General features: G+C 66.2%; 17 protein-coding genes. 6 read left to right on the top strand and 11 right to left on the bottom strand.

All coding sequences use genetic code 11. The features are described 5' to 3' along the window. Nucleotides 1-5: 5 nt before the first annotated feature. The 3 genes from ACJH6I_RS10635 to ACJH6I_RS10625 are packed head-to-tail and all read right to left on the bottom strand — an operon-like array spanning nt 6 to nt 3,830. Nucleotides 6-1,043, bottom strand: coding sequence for an LLM class flavin-dependent oxidoreductase (locus tag ACJH6I_RS10635; RefSeq protein WP_318985792.1), 1,038 nt, complete (start codon nt 1,041-1,043; stop codon nt 6-8). After that, nucleotides 1,040-2,377 (bottom strand): glutamine synthetase family protein, encoded by a 1,338-nt coding sequence (locus tag ACJH6I_RS10630; protein WP_406774446.1) that lies wholly within the window; start codon nt 2,375-2,377, stop codon nt 1,040-1,042. Before ACJH6I_RS10630 ends, ACJH6I_RS10635 begins: the two co-directional genes overlap by 4 nt. Before the next feature lies 1 nt (nt 2,378). Next, a complete protein-coding gene (locus ACJH6I_RS10625; RefSeq protein ID WP_318985793.1) occupies nt 2,379-3,830 on the bottom strand; it encodes an APC family permease in 1,452 nt (483 codons plus the stop codon). 200 nt (nt 3,831-4,030) lie between these two features. On the opposite strand from ACJH6I_RS10625, the gene ACJH6I_RS10620 reads away from it, so the two are divergent. Then, the gene (locus tag ACJH6I_RS10620; protein WP_318985794.1) at nt 4,031-4,777 is read left to right on the top strand and encodes a MetQ/NlpA family ABC transporter substrate-binding protein; all 747 of its coding nucleotides are present in this window, start codon (nt 4,031-4,033) and stop codon (nt 4,775-4,777) included. 3 nt (nt 4,778-4,780) lie between these two features. Here the strand turns inward: ACJH6I_RS10620 and ACJH6I_RS10615 are convergent, their stop codons facing one another. Further along, a complete protein-coding gene (locus ACJH6I_RS10615) occupies nt 4,781-5,344 on the bottom strand; it encodes a winged helix-turn-helix domain-containing protein (protein WP_406784049.1) in 564 nt (187 codons plus the stop codon). A gap of 136 nt (nt 5,345-5,480) precedes the next feature. Here ACJH6I_RS10615 and ACJH6I_RS10610 point away from each other — a divergent pair, with 136 nt between their 5' ends. Both ACJH6I_RS10610 and ACJH6I_RS10605 read left to right on the top strand, forming a co-directional pair. Further along, the gene (locus ACJH6I_RS10610; RefSeq protein ID WP_318985796.1) at nt 5,481-6,278 is read left to right on the top strand and encodes a DUF1906 domain-containing protein; all 798 of its coding nucleotides are present in this window, start codon (nt 5,481-5,483) and stop codon (nt 6,276-6,278) included. A gap of 10 nt (nt 6,279-6,288) precedes the next feature. After that, nucleotides 6,289-6,879 carry a hypothetical protein gene (locus tag ACJH6I_RS10605; protein ID WP_212807730.1) on the top strand — a complete coding sequence of 197 codons (591 nt, stop codon included), beginning with the start codon at nt 6,289-6,291 and terminating at the stop codon, nt 6,877-6,879. Nucleotides 6,880-6,886: 7 nt separating this feature from the next. Here the strand turns inward: ACJH6I_RS10605 and abc-f are convergent, their stop codons facing one another. Both abc-f and ACJH6I_RS10595 read right to left on the bottom strand, forming a co-directional pair. Then, on the bottom strand, nt 6,887-8,533 hold the full coding sequence (gene abc-f / locus ACJH6I_RS10600) for a ribosomal protection-like ABC-F family protein (protein WP_318985797.1): 1,647 nt from the start codon (nt 8,531-8,533) through the stop codon (nt 6,887-6,889). 48 nt (nt 8,534-8,581) lie between these two features. Next, a complete protein-coding gene (locus ACJH6I_RS10595) occupies nt 8,582-9,019 on the bottom strand; it encodes a hypothetical protein (RefSeq protein ID WP_318985798.1) in 438 nt (145 codons plus the stop codon). A gap of 184 nt (nt 9,020-9,203) precedes the next feature. On the opposite strand from ACJH6I_RS10595, the gene ACJH6I_RS10590 reads away from it, so the two are divergent. Further along, nucleotides 9,204-9,707 carry a hypothetical protein gene (locus tag ACJH6I_RS10590; RefSeq protein WP_318985901.1) on the top strand — a complete coding sequence of 168 codons (504 nt, stop codon included), beginning with the start codon at nt 9,204-9,206 and terminating at the stop codon, nt 9,705-9,707. A gap of 13 nt (nt 9,708-9,720) precedes the next feature. Here the strand turns inward: ACJH6I_RS10590 and ACJH6I_RS10585 are convergent, their stop codons facing one another. Genes ACJH6I_RS10585 through ACJH6I_RS10575 form a run of 3 tightly spaced genes read right to left on the bottom strand, consistent with a single transcriptional unit; the run spans nt 9,721 to nt 11,140 of the window. Next, nucleotides 9,721-10,308: a TIGR03086 family metal-binding protein gene (locus ACJH6I_RS10585; RefSeq protein ID WP_406774445.1), complete on the bottom strand. Its 588-nt coding sequence runs from the start codon at nt 10,306-10,308 to the stop codon at nt 9,721-9,723. A 5-nt stretch (nt 10,309-10,313) separates the two neighbouring features. After that, nucleotides 10,314-10,787, bottom strand: coding sequence for an SRPBCC family protein (locus ACJH6I_RS10580; protein WP_406774444.1), 474 nt, complete (start codon nt 10,785-10,787; stop codon nt 10,314-10,316). Continuing rightward, entirely contained in the window at nt 10,784-11,140 is a 357-nt protein-coding gene (locus tag ACJH6I_RS10575) for an ArsR/SmtB family transcription factor (RefSeq protein ID WP_406774443.1), read from the bottom strand. Before ACJH6I_RS10575 ends, ACJH6I_RS10580 begins: the two co-directional genes overlap by 4 nt. Nucleotides 11,141-11,378: 238 nt before the next feature. On the opposite strand from ACJH6I_RS10575, the gene ACJH6I_RS10570 reads away from it, so the two are divergent. Both ACJH6I_RS10570 and ACJH6I_RS10565 read left to right on the top strand, forming a co-directional pair. Further along, nucleotides 11,379-12,731 carry a hypothetical protein gene (locus ACJH6I_RS10570; RefSeq protein ID WP_212807736.1) on the top strand — a complete coding sequence of 451 codons (1,353 nt, stop codon included), beginning with the start codon at nt 11,379-11,381 and terminating at the stop codon, nt 12,729-12,731. After that, the gene (locus ACJH6I_RS10565; RefSeq protein WP_406774442.1) at nt 12,728-13,699 is read left to right on the top strand and encodes an Abi-alpha family protein; all 972 of its coding nucleotides are present in this window, start codon (nt 12,728-12,730) and stop codon (nt 13,697-13,699) included. Before ACJH6I_RS10570 ends, ACJH6I_RS10565 begins: the two co-directional genes overlap by 4 nt. Nucleotides 13,700-13,714: 15 nt before the next feature. Here ACJH6I_RS10565 and ACJH6I_RS10560 read toward each other — a convergent pair whose 3' ends face one another. Both ACJH6I_RS10560 and ACJH6I_RS10555 read right to left on the bottom strand, forming a co-directional pair. Beyond that, nucleotides 13,715-14,680, bottom strand: a complete 966-nt coding sequence (locus ACJH6I_RS10560; protein ID WP_406774441.1) for an MBL fold metallo-hydrolase — start codon at nt 14,678-14,680, stop codon at nt 13,715-13,717. After that, a complete protein-coding gene (locus ACJH6I_RS10555; protein WP_406784108.1) occupies nt 14,677-15,189 on the bottom strand; it encodes a carboxymuconolactone decarboxylase family protein in 513 nt (170 codons plus the stop codon). Before ACJH6I_RS10555 ends, ACJH6I_RS10560 begins: the two co-directional genes overlap by 4 nt. Nucleotides 15,190-15,300 lie beyond the last annotated feature (111 nt).

Here is a 15,300-nt window from a genome sequence, read left to right as displayed (position 1 = left end):
TCAACTCAGCGGAACAGGGGCAGGATGTGGGCCGCGAAGCGCTCCATCTCGGCTTCCAGCGGCTGGAACTGCAGCATGAACAGGTCGATCCCGAGGCTCGCGAATGTCGTGATCCGTTCGGCCACTTGCTCGTAACTACCGATGAGCCCGGCCAGCGTGCCGCCGTTGGTGCCCACGCGCGCGACACCCTCGTGCACCTTGAACATGGCGGTGGCCGGGTCGGCTCCCACCGTGCGGTCCCGCTGTCCCGAACCGTCAACCAGGCCCTGCAGGTATTCGAATTCGTGCTGCGCCTCTTCCTCCGACTCACGGGCGATGACGAACGCCGACAGCCCGAACTGCAAGGGCTCCGGCTTATTCCGCTCACGACGCCGCATGTCGTCGATGATCTCGGCGGCATCCTGTGGCGGCCGCCCGTTGAGGAAGAACACGTCGGCCTGCGCTGCCGCCAGGGCGCGCGCCGCTTCGGACTCCCCGCCGAGGTAGACGCGCGGGGTCCGCTCGAGGGCCGGCCGCAACTGCGCGCCGGCCGCGACGGCCCCGTCCAGCCCGGATTCGATGGCATCGCCGCGCCACAGCCGACCGACGATGTCGAGCCACTCCCGGGAGTACTCGTATCGGTCACCGTGCATGACGTCGCCGAGGCCGATTGCCTCCAGCTCAGGGAGGAACCAGCCGCTGACGAGGTTGATCGCCACCCGGTCGGAGGCGATCTGTTCGATATTGGCAACGGTTTTCGCGAAGACCAGCGGATTGAACAGCAGCGGCTTGATCGCGCCGATCAACTCGACGCGGCTGGTGGCCTCGGCCAGCCCGGCCAGCGTCGACCAGGTTTCCAGTACGTCGTGTTCGGCACCACCCGGATGCAGGACGTGCTGGGCGATCAGCGTCGAGTCGAAGCCCAGCTCTTCGGCGCGCACGATGAGATCGCGCGTCCGGTGGTAGCTGGCATCGGGCACCTCGACGGGATGTGTTCTGGCACCCCAGGTTCCGTAGACGGGTGCCCACACCCCGAAGCGCGGCGCGGTCAATGTCGTGGTCATGAATTCTCCAGGTAACGCCGGAATTCCCAGTCGGTGACAGCACTGGAGTACTCGTCCCACTCGCTCTGGGCGATCTCGGCGAAGTCATGCACGGAGTCCGCGCCCAGGATGTCGACGATGGCGTCATCGCTGCGCGCCAGCGCGATCGCGACGCTGAGCGATTCCGGTAGCCGCACCCCGACGTCGTAGAGATTGCCGGTCTGCGGCTCTGACGGATTGCGTCGGGCTTCCAGGCCGGCCACGACGGCGGCCAGGGCAGATGCGATGAGCCAGTAAGGGTTTGCGTCGGATGCCCCGGTGCGCAGTTCGATTCGCGTCGCCTCGGGCGTCGACTCCAGCAGCGACCGGACGGCGGACGTCCGGTTGTCCCGGCTCCACGTCAAGGTCGCCGGGGCGAACGATCCGGGGACGTACCTGCGGTACGCGTTGACCGAGTGCGCGCCGAACAGCGTGATCGACGGCAGGTGTTCGAGCAGGCCGGCGATGGCGTGCAGACCGACCTGGCTCTCGGTCCCGTCGGCGCCGGCCAGAACCGGCTCACCGTCACGCCACAGCGAAATATGCAGGTGCGCAGAACTTCCGGAGTGCTCCGAGAACGGCTTGGGCATGAACGTCGCCAACTTGCCGTTGCGCCGGGCGATCTCCTTGACGGCGTACTTCAACCGGGCGCTGTTGTCCGCGGCGTCGAGCGCGTCGCTGTAGACCAGATTGGCCTCGACCTGTCCCGGACCGTATTCGGTCAGCAGGCCCTCCAGGGAAGTGAACTCGCGCAACACCGAATAGAGCGCGCTGAGCACCGGTTCGAGCGTGTTGGCATTCTGCAGCGAGTAGGCGTGTACGTCGTCCTGGAAGATCGATCCGTCGGCATTGAGCAGGTAGAACTCGAACTCGGCGCCGACCTTCGCGGTGTACCCCAGGTTCTCCAGCCGCTGGATGACGCGCCGCAAGACCGCACGGGGATCGAGCGGTGACGGCGTGCGGTCGTGACCGACGATGTCGGAGATGACGTGCCCCACCCCGGATCGCCACGGCAACTCACGGAAGGTGCTCAGGTCGGGTACGGCGAAAGCGTCGGGGTAGCCCGTGTTCCAGTTGGTCGACCGAAGGCTCTCGATCACCCGCGCGTTGGAGTTCCACGCGAGCGCTCCGTCGCAGAAGCCGAACCCGGAAGTTCCAGCGCGAGAGCGGAATTGCTCGACAGGCACCCGCTTGCCCAAGGCGTGGCCGAACTGGTCACTCCACGCCACCTCGACCTCCGTGATGACGCCGGAGTCCAGCAGGTCGACAACGCTCCGGTGCCGCTCGTCAATTGCTGCGTCCGCGGTCAACGCCATCTCAGCCCTCCTCTCCCGCCGGGGCGACCGACTCGGTTCGCGCGCGGCGGTAGCCCAGCACGGCACCGCCCACGAAACCCACTACGAGCACCAGGATTACGGCCAACGCCAACCCTGACGACCCGCCGACCAGGTCCTTGAGGTTCACCAGAATCAGGACCAGGAACGCCACCAGCCCGGCCAGGCCCAGCGCCGGCGCGACCCGGACGCGCAACACCGAGTAGTGCCGCCGGTCCCGGGCGAAGAACGTGAGCACAGCCGCGCTCGTCAGCACCATCAGGGCGAGCACACCGACCGTGGTGATCCCGGACAGCCAGGTGTAGAACTCTGTGCTCGGGTCCAGCTTCGCCACGATGGCGACACCGATGATCGCGAGGATCAGTGCCGACAGCGCCAACGACGCGACGTGCGGCGAGCCGTGACGGGTGTGGGGCCGGCCGAAAGCCGCGGGCAATACACCCCGGCCGGACAGCGCGAACAGGTAGCGGGACACCACGTTGTGGAAAGACAAGATGCAGGCGAAGAGGCTCGTGACGAAGAGGACCTGAATGACGTCCGCTCCCACCACGCCCAGGTAGCGCTGGGCGGTGTCGACCAGCATGGTGCCGCCCGAATTCGTCGCACGCTCAAGGGCTTCGCGATCGCCCCACGCCGAGATCAGTGCCCAGCTCGAGACCGTGTAGAAGACGCCGATCACCGCGAGCGCGAGGTACGTCGCGTACGGAATGGTGCGGTCCGGATCGCGTGCCTCGTCACGGAAGATGGCCGTCGCCTCGAAGCCGAGGAACGAGATGATCGCGAAGAGCAGCCCGATACCCGGTGCGCCCGAAGTGATCTGCGCGGGGTCGAGCAGTCCCGTCGACAATCCGTGGTCACCACCGCGAGCGACGATGACCGCGTCGAGGACGACGACGATCGCGATCTCGGCGACCAGCAAAACCGCGAGCACTCGACTGGACAGCTCGATGTTGCGGTACCCGAGGTAGGTGATCACCGCGAGCCCGGCCAACGCCCATACCGGCCACGGCAACTGGGGTACGCCGACGAGGGCCAACAGACCGCCGAGCTGCGGACCTAGCAGGCCGTAGACCGCGGCCTCCATCGAGGCGTACGTCAGGACCGCCACGAACGCGGCGCCGATGGCCGGGCTGGACCCGAATCCTTGCTGCACATAGGAAAAGAACGCCCCGGCCTCACGCACGAAGGGCGTCATCGCGGTGAAGCCGACGGCGAACAGCAGCAGCACGAAGGTGGCGATGACGAACGTCGCGGGGAACCCTGACCCATTGCCGGTGGCGATGCCCAAGGGCACCGGCCCGCCGATGACGCCCAGCGGCGCCGCTGCGGCCAACACCATGAAGACGATGGCCGGGATCCCCAAGTTGCCGCGAAGACGCTGCGCGCCGGCCGGAGGCCCACCATCGGTGCGCACCGCCGTATGTTCGACTGTCATGACGCCCCTTGCTGGTCGATGAATGTTGTTGGAGACAAAAGCTATTGGTCGGGGTGGACGCGCTCCAGCGGGCAGGACACCGGCGCTGACAATGCGTCACATGCCGTAACATTCGGCGGACTTCAGGGCCGCAGATTCGGCATCCGGTCGGTAGTCTTCATGGCATGGCGCCGCGGGTGCGTCAGTCAAAGGGGTTGGCAGTGGGGACCATTCGATCGCTTCATGGCACCGGCCACGTCCTGCGCGTAGGGGCGACACCGGTCCCGCACGCCGAGATCCTCGATCACGTCCGCCCGGTGCTCGCGCGCGACGGCATCGACCTCCACGTCGAGGTGTTCGACACCTTCGACGAACCGAACCACCATCTGGTCACCGGGACGATCGACGCCAACTTCTTTCAGTACCTGCCATTCCTCGACGAGTTCAATGCCGCCTCGGCCCAGCGACTGGTCCCCGTCGCACCGGTGCACATCGAGCCGTTCGCGCTGTACTCGGAATCGATATCCACTGTCGGCGACGTGCCGCAGTACGCACAGGTGGCGCTGCCCGGTGATCCGGCGAACGTCGGGCGCGCCCTGCACATCCTTCGCGACCTGGGTCTGCTCACCCTGCGTGAGGGTGAGGTGGCTGCCCCCGGCGTCGACTCGATCATCGCGAACCCAAAGCAGTTGCTGTTCAAGGAAATCGCCAGCGCGCGCCTGGCTGATGTCCTCGCCGACTTCGATCTGGTGTTCCTGTTCGGCAACTACGCCATGGACCGCCAGATCGACCTGCAGTGGGCGCTCTATTGTGACCACGCCAACCGCGACTACGCCGAGTACCTCGTCGCGCGCCCGGACAACCACGACAGCGAACCAATCAGGCTGTTGGCCAACGCTTTACAGTCAGATTCGGCGCGTTCGTTCATCGCCCGCTCGTACGCCGGCCTGGTGGTACCGGCGTTCTGACGGTCACGCCGACCGGATCGGCCGCTGGTCCCGGAACCGTGTCGAGGACTGCGGGTCGAAGCGATAACCCTTGCCACGGACGGTCGTCAGCGTCAGGGCGTGTGCACCCAGCTTCACCCGGAGCCGGCGCACATGGGTGTCGACAGTCCGCATCGAGGCGAAGCCCGCGTCCCAGACGTTCTCGATCAGCTCTTGTCGCGAGATGATCCGTCGCGGGTGCTGCGCCAGATAGGCCAGCAGCTCGAATTCTTTGTAGGCCATGGCGATCTGGTGACCATCGACGCTGACCTGCCGGGTGGTCCGGTCGATCATGAGTCCATTCACCGGCTGCGGAGCGCGGACCGGAGCGGTACCGGCCACCAACTTCTCCACCCTGGCGCCGGGCACGCGATACGCGAGAAATGCGCTGAACTCGTCCATCAGAGTCGTCACCTGAGCCAGTGCATCGCGGGTGGGAAGCTCCACCGTCAGCACCACCTGCGGTGCCCGCACGCTGCGGCCCTGATACATGCACACTCCCTCATCGATCCGAACTCCAGTGTTCGCGAGGACGACGGCGCTGGACATCGTTACCGTCACCTTGAATCGAACGAGCCTCCGCACTGGCCGACAAACGACGGCCGATGAAACAGTCTGGTCACGATCTGGAATCAGCACGTCACGGCCACAACTTTCACATCTGTCGCATTGTTAACATCTCGAAATGCAGGACTTCCCGGAGACCACCGGCCTTCGGCGCCCGTTCTCGCGTCGTGATGCGCTGCGCTATGCCGGCGCCGCGTCGGCACTGGCTGGGCTGAGTGCGGCCGGTCTCGGCCTGCCGACGGCCGCGGCCGCCGCGCCCACGCTGATCGACTTCGCCATGAAGCAGATTCCGGCGCAAGACATTCGGGCCGCCGGGCACGCCGGCGTCGTCAACTATGTCTCGACATCGCGCCCCGGCTCATCGATGGGCGCCAAGCCGATCACGCTGCCGTATGCCCGGTCACTGGCCGCGGCCGGACTCGCGATCGTGAGCAACTACCAGTACGGCAAGCCCGGCGGCACCGCGCCGTCCGATTTCACGCGCGGTTACGCAGGCGGCGTCGCCGATGCGCGCACCGCCTGGCAACTGCACACCGCGGCGGGCGGCGGTCAGAGCGCACCGATCTTCTTCTCCGTCGACGACGACATCAGTCGCGAAACCTGGAACAACGTTGCACTGCCGTGGTTTCGCGGCATCAACTCGGTCCTCGGCCCGCAGCGCACCGGCGTCTACGGCGGCATCAACACCTGCCAGTGGGCCGCAGCCGACGGTGTCATCGGCCGCTCGACCACGCCCGGCAAGGTGTGGGCGTGGCAGACCCGATCCTGGTCGGGCGGCAAGGTCTATCCGGCGGCGGTGATGTACCAACGGATCGTCAGTACCGCGTCGAATCCGGGTCCGGTGGTCGGTGGTCTCGAGGTTGACGTCAGCGACGCCCTGGCCGCCGACGTCGGGCAGTGGAACCTGCATCCGTGAGGACACGGTCGTGACCACAGCCATGGAGATCCATGGCTGGCGCGACCTCGGCTGGATCGTCGGCATCGCGCTGGTGATCATGATCGGCTCGCTGGTGATCACGCCGGTGTTGGTCCGACGTGGGCTCAAGACACCGGCCGGGCTCCGGCTGATCAACCGGATCAGCGTGCGGGCGGTCCAACTGGTGAAGCGGCCGATCACCATCATGGTGCTCGATGAGGTCATCGACGTCATCAAGACCGGTCACTACACCCGCAACATCTCCAACGCCATCGAAGAGAACTACACCGAGCTGAAAGCCCTTGCGGCCGACAAGATCCGCACCGATTCGGGCATACCCGTCATCAGCCGAATCCCCGGGTACGACAAGGTCGTCGGCCAGGCGAGCGAATCGGTGATGCACGTCCTCATCGCGATGCTCGCCGACCCCCGGATGGACGAGTTCGTCTCCGACCTGCTCCGCAACAATCTCGAACAAATCCAGGACGCGGTCCGCCGCCGCGAGCACGAGCGCGCCGCGTCGTTCCGACAGGCCGGCGCGCCCGCGACGGCAGCAGTCGCTGATGCCGCCACGTCGCGACCTCCGTCTGGTGACGTCTGATCGCCGGCTACAACTCGGTGACCCGTCCACCCCCGACCAGCCACGAGCGATCCAACCGGACGTTCTGCAACATGCGGCGGTCGTGCGTCACCAGAAGCAGTGCGCCGTTGTAGGTTTCGAGCGCCTGCTCGAGCTGCTCGATGGCCGGCAGGTCGAGATGGTTGGTGGGCTCATCGAGCACCAGCACATTCGTCCCGCGTGCCTGCAGCAGCGCCAGGCCCGCCCGTGTTCGCTCTCCGGGGGACAGCTCGTCGACGGTGCGTTCCACATGATCGGCACGCAGGCCGAACTTTGCGAGCAGCGTGCGCACGTCCGCGGTCGGCCATGACGGAACGAATTGCTCGAAGCGATCGACGAGGCGGCTGTCGCCGGTGAAATCGGCACGGGCCTGGTCGATCTCGCCGATGGCGACATTGGCGCCCAGACTCGCGCGGCCCTCGTCAGGCTGTTGCCGACCGAGCAGGAGCCGCAGCAGCGTCGACTTTCCCGCGCCGTTGGGGCCGGTGATACCGATCCGCTCGCCGGCATCGACCTGCAGCGACACCGGACCGAGGACGAAGTCCCCCTGTCGCACAACGGCATCGTCGAGCGTCGCGACAACCGAACTCGACCGCGGTGCCGCACCGATGGTGAACTGGAGCGTCCACTCCTTGCGGGGCTCCTCGACTTCCTCGAGGCGGGCGATCCGGCTCTCCATCTGGCGGACCTTCTGCGCCTGCTTCTCGCTGGACTCGGTCTGTGCGGCGCGCCGGTTCTTGTCATTGTCGGGTGCCTTGCGCATCGCATTGCGCACACCTTGACTCGACCACTCCCGCTGCGTGCGTGCACGCGCCACGAGATCGGCCTTCTTCTCGGCGAACTCGTCGTACTGTTCGCGGCGGTGCCGCCGCGCGACCTCACGTTCTTCCAGATAGCTCTCGTAACCGCCGCCGTAGACGGTGGTCCGGTTCTGCGCCAGATCGAGCTCGACAACGCGGGTTACGGTGCGGGCCAGGAACTCTCGATCATGGCTGACCAGCACCACACCGCCGCGGAGATTCCCCACGATCTCTTCCAGGCGCGCCAGTCCGTCGAGGTCGAGATCGTTGGTCGGCTCATCGAGGAGGACGATGTCGAAACGCGACAGCATCAACGCCGCCAACCCCACGCGCGCCGCCTGCCCGCCCGACAACGCCGTCATCAGCGTCGACTCCGGCCGCACCGCGTCGGAATCGAGCCCCAGGTCGGCCAACACCGCCGGCAGTCGTTCCTCCAGATCTGCCGCACCTGTCGCCAGCCAGTGATCCAGAGCAGCGGAGTAGGCATCGGCGTCCGCAGTCGAATCGGCCAGCGCCTCGGCTGCGGCGTCCATCGCCTTGGTCGCGGCCGCACATCCGGTGCGACGCGCGACGTACGCGGCGACCGTCTCCCCCGGCACCCGCTCGTGCTCCTGCGGCAGCCAGCCCACGAAAGCGTCGGCCGGCGCCAGACTCACCACGCCGTCAAGCGGTGCGAGTTCGCCCGCCAGGATCCGCAACAGCGTGCTCTTGCCGGCACCGTTGGAGCCGACGACGCCGATCACATCGCCGGGCGCCACCGTCACGTCGAGCCGCTCGAAGAGCGTGCGGTGGGCGAATCCGCCGGCGAGGTTGGTCGTGACGAGCGTCGCGGTCATGGGCCAATCGTCGCATCACCGCGGCAGCCCGATCCTGCGCGGAGCCGCCTACGCCGTGATGCGCATTTCCTGGCCCGGATGCGAGCTCAGGGTGACGACGACCGTGCCGCTCCCGGTCGCGAAGTTCTTGTTCGCGTAGCCGATGAAGCCGTAGTGCCCGTCGATCGTCGAGACCGCGGAGATGTCGCCTTGCCCGGCGGCGCCGGTGTCCAGATTGCGCCACGCGGCCGTCACCGTCAGGGAGCAGGAGCCGTCGTAGATGCCGGCGTCGTAGCGGATCGACACCCCGATGCCGTGCCCGACGTCATTGCCGATCTGAACCGGCGTCTGCTGCGCGTCGGCGCTCACGGTGCCACCGCATGTCGGGGACGCGACCACGGGAACGGCAGCCAGTTGTCCGAACGCATCGGCATGGGCCGTCACCAGCGACAACCACGGCGCGGCGACCGCGGCGACGAGCGCTCCGGCCGCGCGCAATGGGGTCATGTCAGTGCTATCGGCGCGGGCGGCGGCAGTGTTAGCGCCCGGCGGTGGGCATATTTCCCGTACCCCAGGCGTTATCAACGTTTGTCTCAATTGTCACATGGGTACCGTTGATAACAGCACCCCAGTGTGGGTGCTCCGCTCGACAGAGAGTCCATACGTAGAAAGAGCCGAATGGGTTATCGCTATGAACACAGTTCTGTACTTCAGCACCAACGGCGCCGTTTATGAGACCCGCGCCTACACACCAGCGGACATTACCGATCTGATTCAAGGCCAACGGCTGCAATGCCTGACCAGCACAGACCGACAGTTCGACTTCTGGTTCAGCCCGACGGCACGCCGGTGCCAGCGCCGCATCAATCGCAAGGCAACCGAACTGTTGCTGGCGACAACGACTTTCACGGCGAAGACCGTCCCTCTGCTGCGTGGGTCCATTGTCCTGGCCAGCCATGACGCCGACGGCGATCTCGACGGGCTGAGCTGGCTGCAGCTGGATCAGCTGTCTGGACTGAATCGCACGCTCACCGCCCGCGATGAGCGAATCCTGAATCGCCGCATCATGCGCGAAGAGCGCCGCCTGCGTGGCGAGACGGCCACCAAACCACGCGTCGCCGCCGCCTCCACTCCGTCGACCGCGAAAGCTCAAACCGGCTTGCGCTGGACGGGTTTCGCGGCCCCGGCACAGTAACGGCCGGGTCCTCTCACACTGCTTGACGCGTACCGGCCGACCAGGCCGGATCCCGGCCGATGAACCCCATCAGCCGGGCCACCGGGCCCGCGTCGTCCGCAACCACGACGGGTGGCCCGTACTGCCCCGATGAGCGCAGCAGGTCCTCGATCCCCGTCATCCCGGCGAGCATCTGCTCAGCGAACTCGGGGTCCAGGCCGGAGTCGCGCCCGATCGCGGCGGCCAGATCCCAGGTGTGCATGTACACGTCGGCGGTGTAGAACCGGTCGATGGCGTCGGCAAGCCGGTGTGAGCCCGCCATCGGATGGCTGAAGTCGCCGTCGGCCGCGTCGCCGTCGAGCAGACCCTGCACCGCCGCGGTGTGTGCGACCCACGCCGTGAGCGGGTCGTCGGCGACGGGCGGACCGACGGGCAACACCACACCGCCCGCACCGAGGAATTCGGTGAACCAGCCGACGAGGTGCCCGACGATGTCGCCTGCGGTCCAGTCCGCCACCGGCGTCGGAGCCGACCAATCCCGCACGGCTGCAGCATGTTCGGTGAATCCGGCGGCGATGCGGCGGTGCCGTTCGGCGGCCGTGAGTGCGTGCAGCGCAGCCATGGCGCTCAGAGCTCACCGAGCAGTGCGTCGAGTTTCGCGTAGCCCTGATCGACGCCCGTCTCCATCCCGGAGGCCAGCCAGGCGTCGCGTCCCTCGAAGCTGTCCACCAACGACTGGCCGTGGAGCCGGGTGCGGCCGTCGCCGAGATCCTCGAACCACAAGGTCTCGAGCGAGACGGCGTCGGGCATGCCCTCGAAGGTGAACGTCTGGACGATCTTGTCAGCGGCGACGGTGTGGAAGCAACCGCGGAAGCCGAACTCCTGACCGTCCCGGACCGCGACGTAGCGCCAGCTGCCGCCGTCTCGGGCGTCCCACTCCACGATGCGAGTGTCCATACCGTCGGGCCCCACCCAGCGGGCGAACACCTCCGGATCGGTGTGCGCCTTCAGCAATTGCGCTGGGGTGGCCTGGAAATCACGGGTGATGCGGATGAGTGGCACGTCCTTGTCGGCTTCGATGACGGCCTGCGCGGTGTTCATGATGCTCTGCCCTTTCGTCGCGGTTTCGATTCGTTGTCATTCATCTCTGCCAGCACCGCATCCAGGCGCTGGTAACGCTGTTCGGCCTGCTGTTGGTAGCGCTCGATCCACTTGGTCATCAGGTCGAACACCTGCGCTTCCAAGTGCACCGGCCGGGTCTGTGCGGCCCGGCCCCGGCTGACCAACCCGGCATCCTCGAGCACTTTGAGGTGCTTGGACACCGCCTGCATGCTGACGTCGTACGGTTCGGCGAGTTCGCTCACCGTTGCGTCAGCCGTCGTCAGCCGGGCCACGATGTCCCGTCGGATCGGATCGCTCAGCGCCGCAAATACTTTCGACAGCTGGTCGGTCATCTTCTTCCTCAACTATTTGGTTGAGTACGAGTGTGCGCGCCGGCGCGTGCGTTGTCAACCCATTGGTTTAATACAACGTCACCAGGTCGTCCGGCGAGTGCCGCTACTGCGACCGATATCGGGCTGAGGCGAAAGCGTGGCCTCAGTCGAGCACCTTGGCGTGGCAGCAACCGCTAATGTGCACACGCACAGGTGGCAAACCACACGTGGTGCGGATCAGCGTGCGCAGCGAAAGGCGGTGAGGTCGACGTTCAACGAACTGTGGGGTTGGTTGCTCGATCGCGACTGGACGTTGAGCCAGATCCACACCCCGATGGAGTGGTTCGCGTTCCTCAGCATTCCGTTGTTCACCGCGGTGATCGGCTGGCTCATCAACTGGACCGGCCTGATCATGCTGTTCTATCCCGTCAACTTCCACGGGTTCAGAATCCCGGGAATGGCCGAGCTGGCACGGCTGTTGCCGCACAAACTTCAGGAGATCCCCGGCATCCTGCAGGGCGGGGTCGGCTGGCAGGGCATCGTGCCCGCCCGTGCGGCCAAGATGGGCTCGATCGCATCCGACAAGGCCATCGCCAAGCTCGGTACGCCCGCGGAGTTCTACCAGCAGCTCGAGCCGGACATGATCGCCGAGCACATCGTCAAGCTCTTCGAAGCCGAGATCCCGCAGCTCGTCGACGAGGTGATGATCGCCAACGACCCCCAGTTCTGGCGCGACCTGCCGACCGTCGGCAAACGCGCGATCGTCGCGCGGGTCCAGTCGCAACTACCGGACGTGGTGCGGTCGATCACCACCGAGATCGGCATCCACATCGACCAGCTGCTCGACCCCAAGATCATGGTCATCGAGCACTTCCGGAAAAACCCTGACCTCGTCATCCGCGTCTTCAAGGACATCGGCCAGCGCGAGCTGAACCTGATGGTCAACTTCGGCTTCATCTTCGGGTTCCTGCTGGGCATCCCCGTCGCGTTCATCGACCACTGGTTCCACACCTGGTGGATGCTGCCGATGCTCGGCGTCATCGTCGGCTGGATCACCAACGCGCTCGGCATGTGGCTCATCTTCGAACCGACCGAGCCGACCCGCTATTTCGGCATCAAGTTCCAGGGCCTGTTCCTGCGGCGGCAAGAGCAGGCCGCCGAGGTGTACGCCGGGATCATCGCCGACGACGTCATCACGCTGGAACGCATCGGCGACTTCCTGATCGACGGTCCGAGCGGCGACCGCACCCGCCAGATGATGGCGGCCGCGCTCGGCCCGGCCATCGACCGCGCAGCCGGACCCATCCGGGGTGCGGCGCGGGTGGCACTCGGCGCCCAGGCCTACGACTCGATCAAGGCCGGCTTCGCCGCCGAGGCCGTCGGCCGGACGCTGACGCCCTTCAAGGACGAAGAGTTCTCGAAAGCGCAATCAGGGAAAATCCGCACACTGATCGCCCAGCGCACCAAAGAACTTCCGCCGACCGACTTCGTGGAGATGCTGCGTTCGGCAATCAGGGAAGATGAGTGGATGCTCTACGCTCACGGCGCGATCATGGGCGCCGCCGGTGGCTTCCTCCACTACGGCATCTTCTTGGGACTTGGTGTGGCATGAGTGACAACCGACGCCAGCCGCCCAGACGACGCCACGCCCAGTGGGGACCAGTCAGCGCCACATTCTCTCCCTCATCGGAACCGTCCGCGGCGCTCCTACCCGCGAGCGAGATCGGCGAAGCACTGCCCGGCCTCGTCCGCCTGGCCGCGACGGCCTGGGTACGCACGGCGGAATGGACCCTCGTTGCCGGGCTCAAAACGGGCCGGCGCGCACTCGAGATAGTCGCCGACCCGGCATCGGCGGCCGACACCGCACGCGAGCTGATCTCCGGCGTCGCGCAGGCCGGCACCGTTTTCGGCGAGGTGGCCAAGGCCGTGTCGAACGGTGTCTCGGTGTCGCAGGCCGTCGTCCAGGTCAGCGCCTCGCTCACCGACACCGCGACGACGACGCACACGGTGTCACACCAGCAGGAAGACGAAGAGCGCCAACGCCAAATGGAGCAGTCGTTGCGTGCTCAGGGGCAGGCGCTGCTGACCCGCTCGCGCGACGTGTGGAACACCGAACGCGGCCACCCCGCCTACGCCCGCATCCTCGAGGAGATGGCGCCCGACGAGGCCCGCATCCTGCTGCTTCTCCTGCGCGGCGGCCCACAGCCGGCGGTCGACGTCCGCACCGGCGGCCCCATCGGCATGGTGTCCTCGCGGCTGGTGGCTCCGGGCCTCAACATGATCGGCCCGCGGGCGGGCCTGCGCTATCTGGACAACGTGCCCGCCTACCTCAACAACCTGTTCCGGCTGGGCCTGATCTGGTTCTCGCAGGAGCAACTACGCGACCCGCTCGAATACCAGGTGGTCGAGGCCCAACCGGACGTGCTGGCCGCGATGCACTCGGTGCGCGCGCACAAGGTCGTCCGCCGTTCAATCCACCTCACCCCGTTCGGCGTCGACTTCTGCCGCGCCTGCCTGGTATCCGAGGACGAAGACGTCGCCGCCCTGCCCGAGCATCAGGCGCCACACGACATCGAGTGAAGGGTCGGGGCGCTCCTAACCGTGCGCGTCCGCGAGCTGCGCGGCGATGGACTCGATGGCCTGCGTCAGATCCAAGTACGGGATGTCCGGATCGCGTTCGTGGTAGATCGCGGTGACGATGATCGGAAGCGTCGCAGCGGCTTCCGGGTAGTTCTGGATGTCCATGCGAGCGACCGCCTCGGCCACCGGCACACCGTGGTCGTACAGGCGGGTGGCGTCGGTGTGCAGGGTGGACCAGAACCGGATGCCGCGGTCGATGGCCGCGTTGATCTCGGGTCCGATCAGGACGGGACCGTGCCCGGCGACGACTGTCCGGGCTCCGAAGGCGCGGATGCGCTCGAGCGCCCTGATCCAATTCGGGATCGAGCCCGACCAGGTGACCGCAACCGGGTTGTGCGTCAACAGATCTCCGGCGTACAGCACACCCAGCTCGGGGAGGTAGGCGATGGCGTCGCCCACGGTGTGCGCCGGCCCCAGTTCGTGGAGTTCGACGTCGAGTTTGCCGACTCTCAAGGCCTTTTCACCGTTGAAGGTGGTGTCGGCGGCACGAACCCGTACTTCGGAGAAGTCGAACGGCCGTCCGAGTGGTGCGAGCGCCTGCAGTGGACCGCCCGGCTGGGTATCGGTGTTGAGCAGTTTCGTGGTGAGGTCGGCATGTTCCTGAGTCATCAGCGCACTGGCGGCTTCGGTGGTGATGATTTCGGTATCAGCGGCGAATACCTGATTGCCGAAGAAGTGGTCACCATCGGTGTGGGTATTGAAGACGTACCGCACCGGCGCTGACTCGGTCAGTACGTCCATCTGTGCGCACATCGCTCGTGCGTGTTGCACGTCGTAGAGGGTGTCGATGACGAGCGCTTCGCCGGCACTCACCACCAGGCCGGCATTGGCCAAGCCGAGGGCTTCATTGCCGGACAGGAAAACATGGGCTCCCCCACCGAGGTCGAATAGGCCTTCCTCGAAAGGGATTTCGTCGGTCATCGTTCGTCCTTTGCTCGTTCGTCGTGCAGCTTGGCGGTGGCGTCCACCAAAATGTTCGCCGCGTCAATGCCGCCCTTTTCGGGGACGATGCCGAGGGTCTTGATGAACATCGCAGTCATCACGTAGTGGCCGGCCAGCAGGGTGATCTCGGCAATTTCGTTGTCGGAGAAGAACTCCTGCATCGCTTCCGTGCTCGCCCCGCCGTCCTTGATCTGCGCCAGCAGGTCATCGACGAACGCGATGAGCACATCGACGCGCCGGTCTCCGAACTCTGTGGCTCCTGACGCGACACCGTCGATCATCGACTCTGATACTCCGGCGGCCCGCGCCTCGGGCACGTGGTGATGGAGCTCGTACGGGGCGTTCGTCACCGCGCCGACACGCACGATCACCAACTCCCGCGTGTCGGCCGCAAGCGCGCCCGTCCGGAACGAAAGCCCTAGTGACAGATACGGCTTCGCACTGGACCTGGTCATGACCAAACCTCGCGACAGGTTGGCCGGAAACAGGTCATAGACCTCGCGTTGCGCGGGATCGAGGTCCGAGCAATGATCAGAACCTGTGGATGAGCCTCGGCGAGGCGGCGTAGGAAAGGGCGCACCTTCCCGAGGATGATCTGA

This window comes from Mycobacterium sp. SMC-13 (assembly GCF_045311035.1).
Lineage (GTDB): Bacteria > Actinomycetota > Actinomycetes > Mycobacteriales > Mycobacteriaceae > Mycobacterium.
The sequence above is the reverse complement of the archived record's forward strand: the minus strand, read 5'-3'. Positions and strand labels throughout refer to the sequence as shown.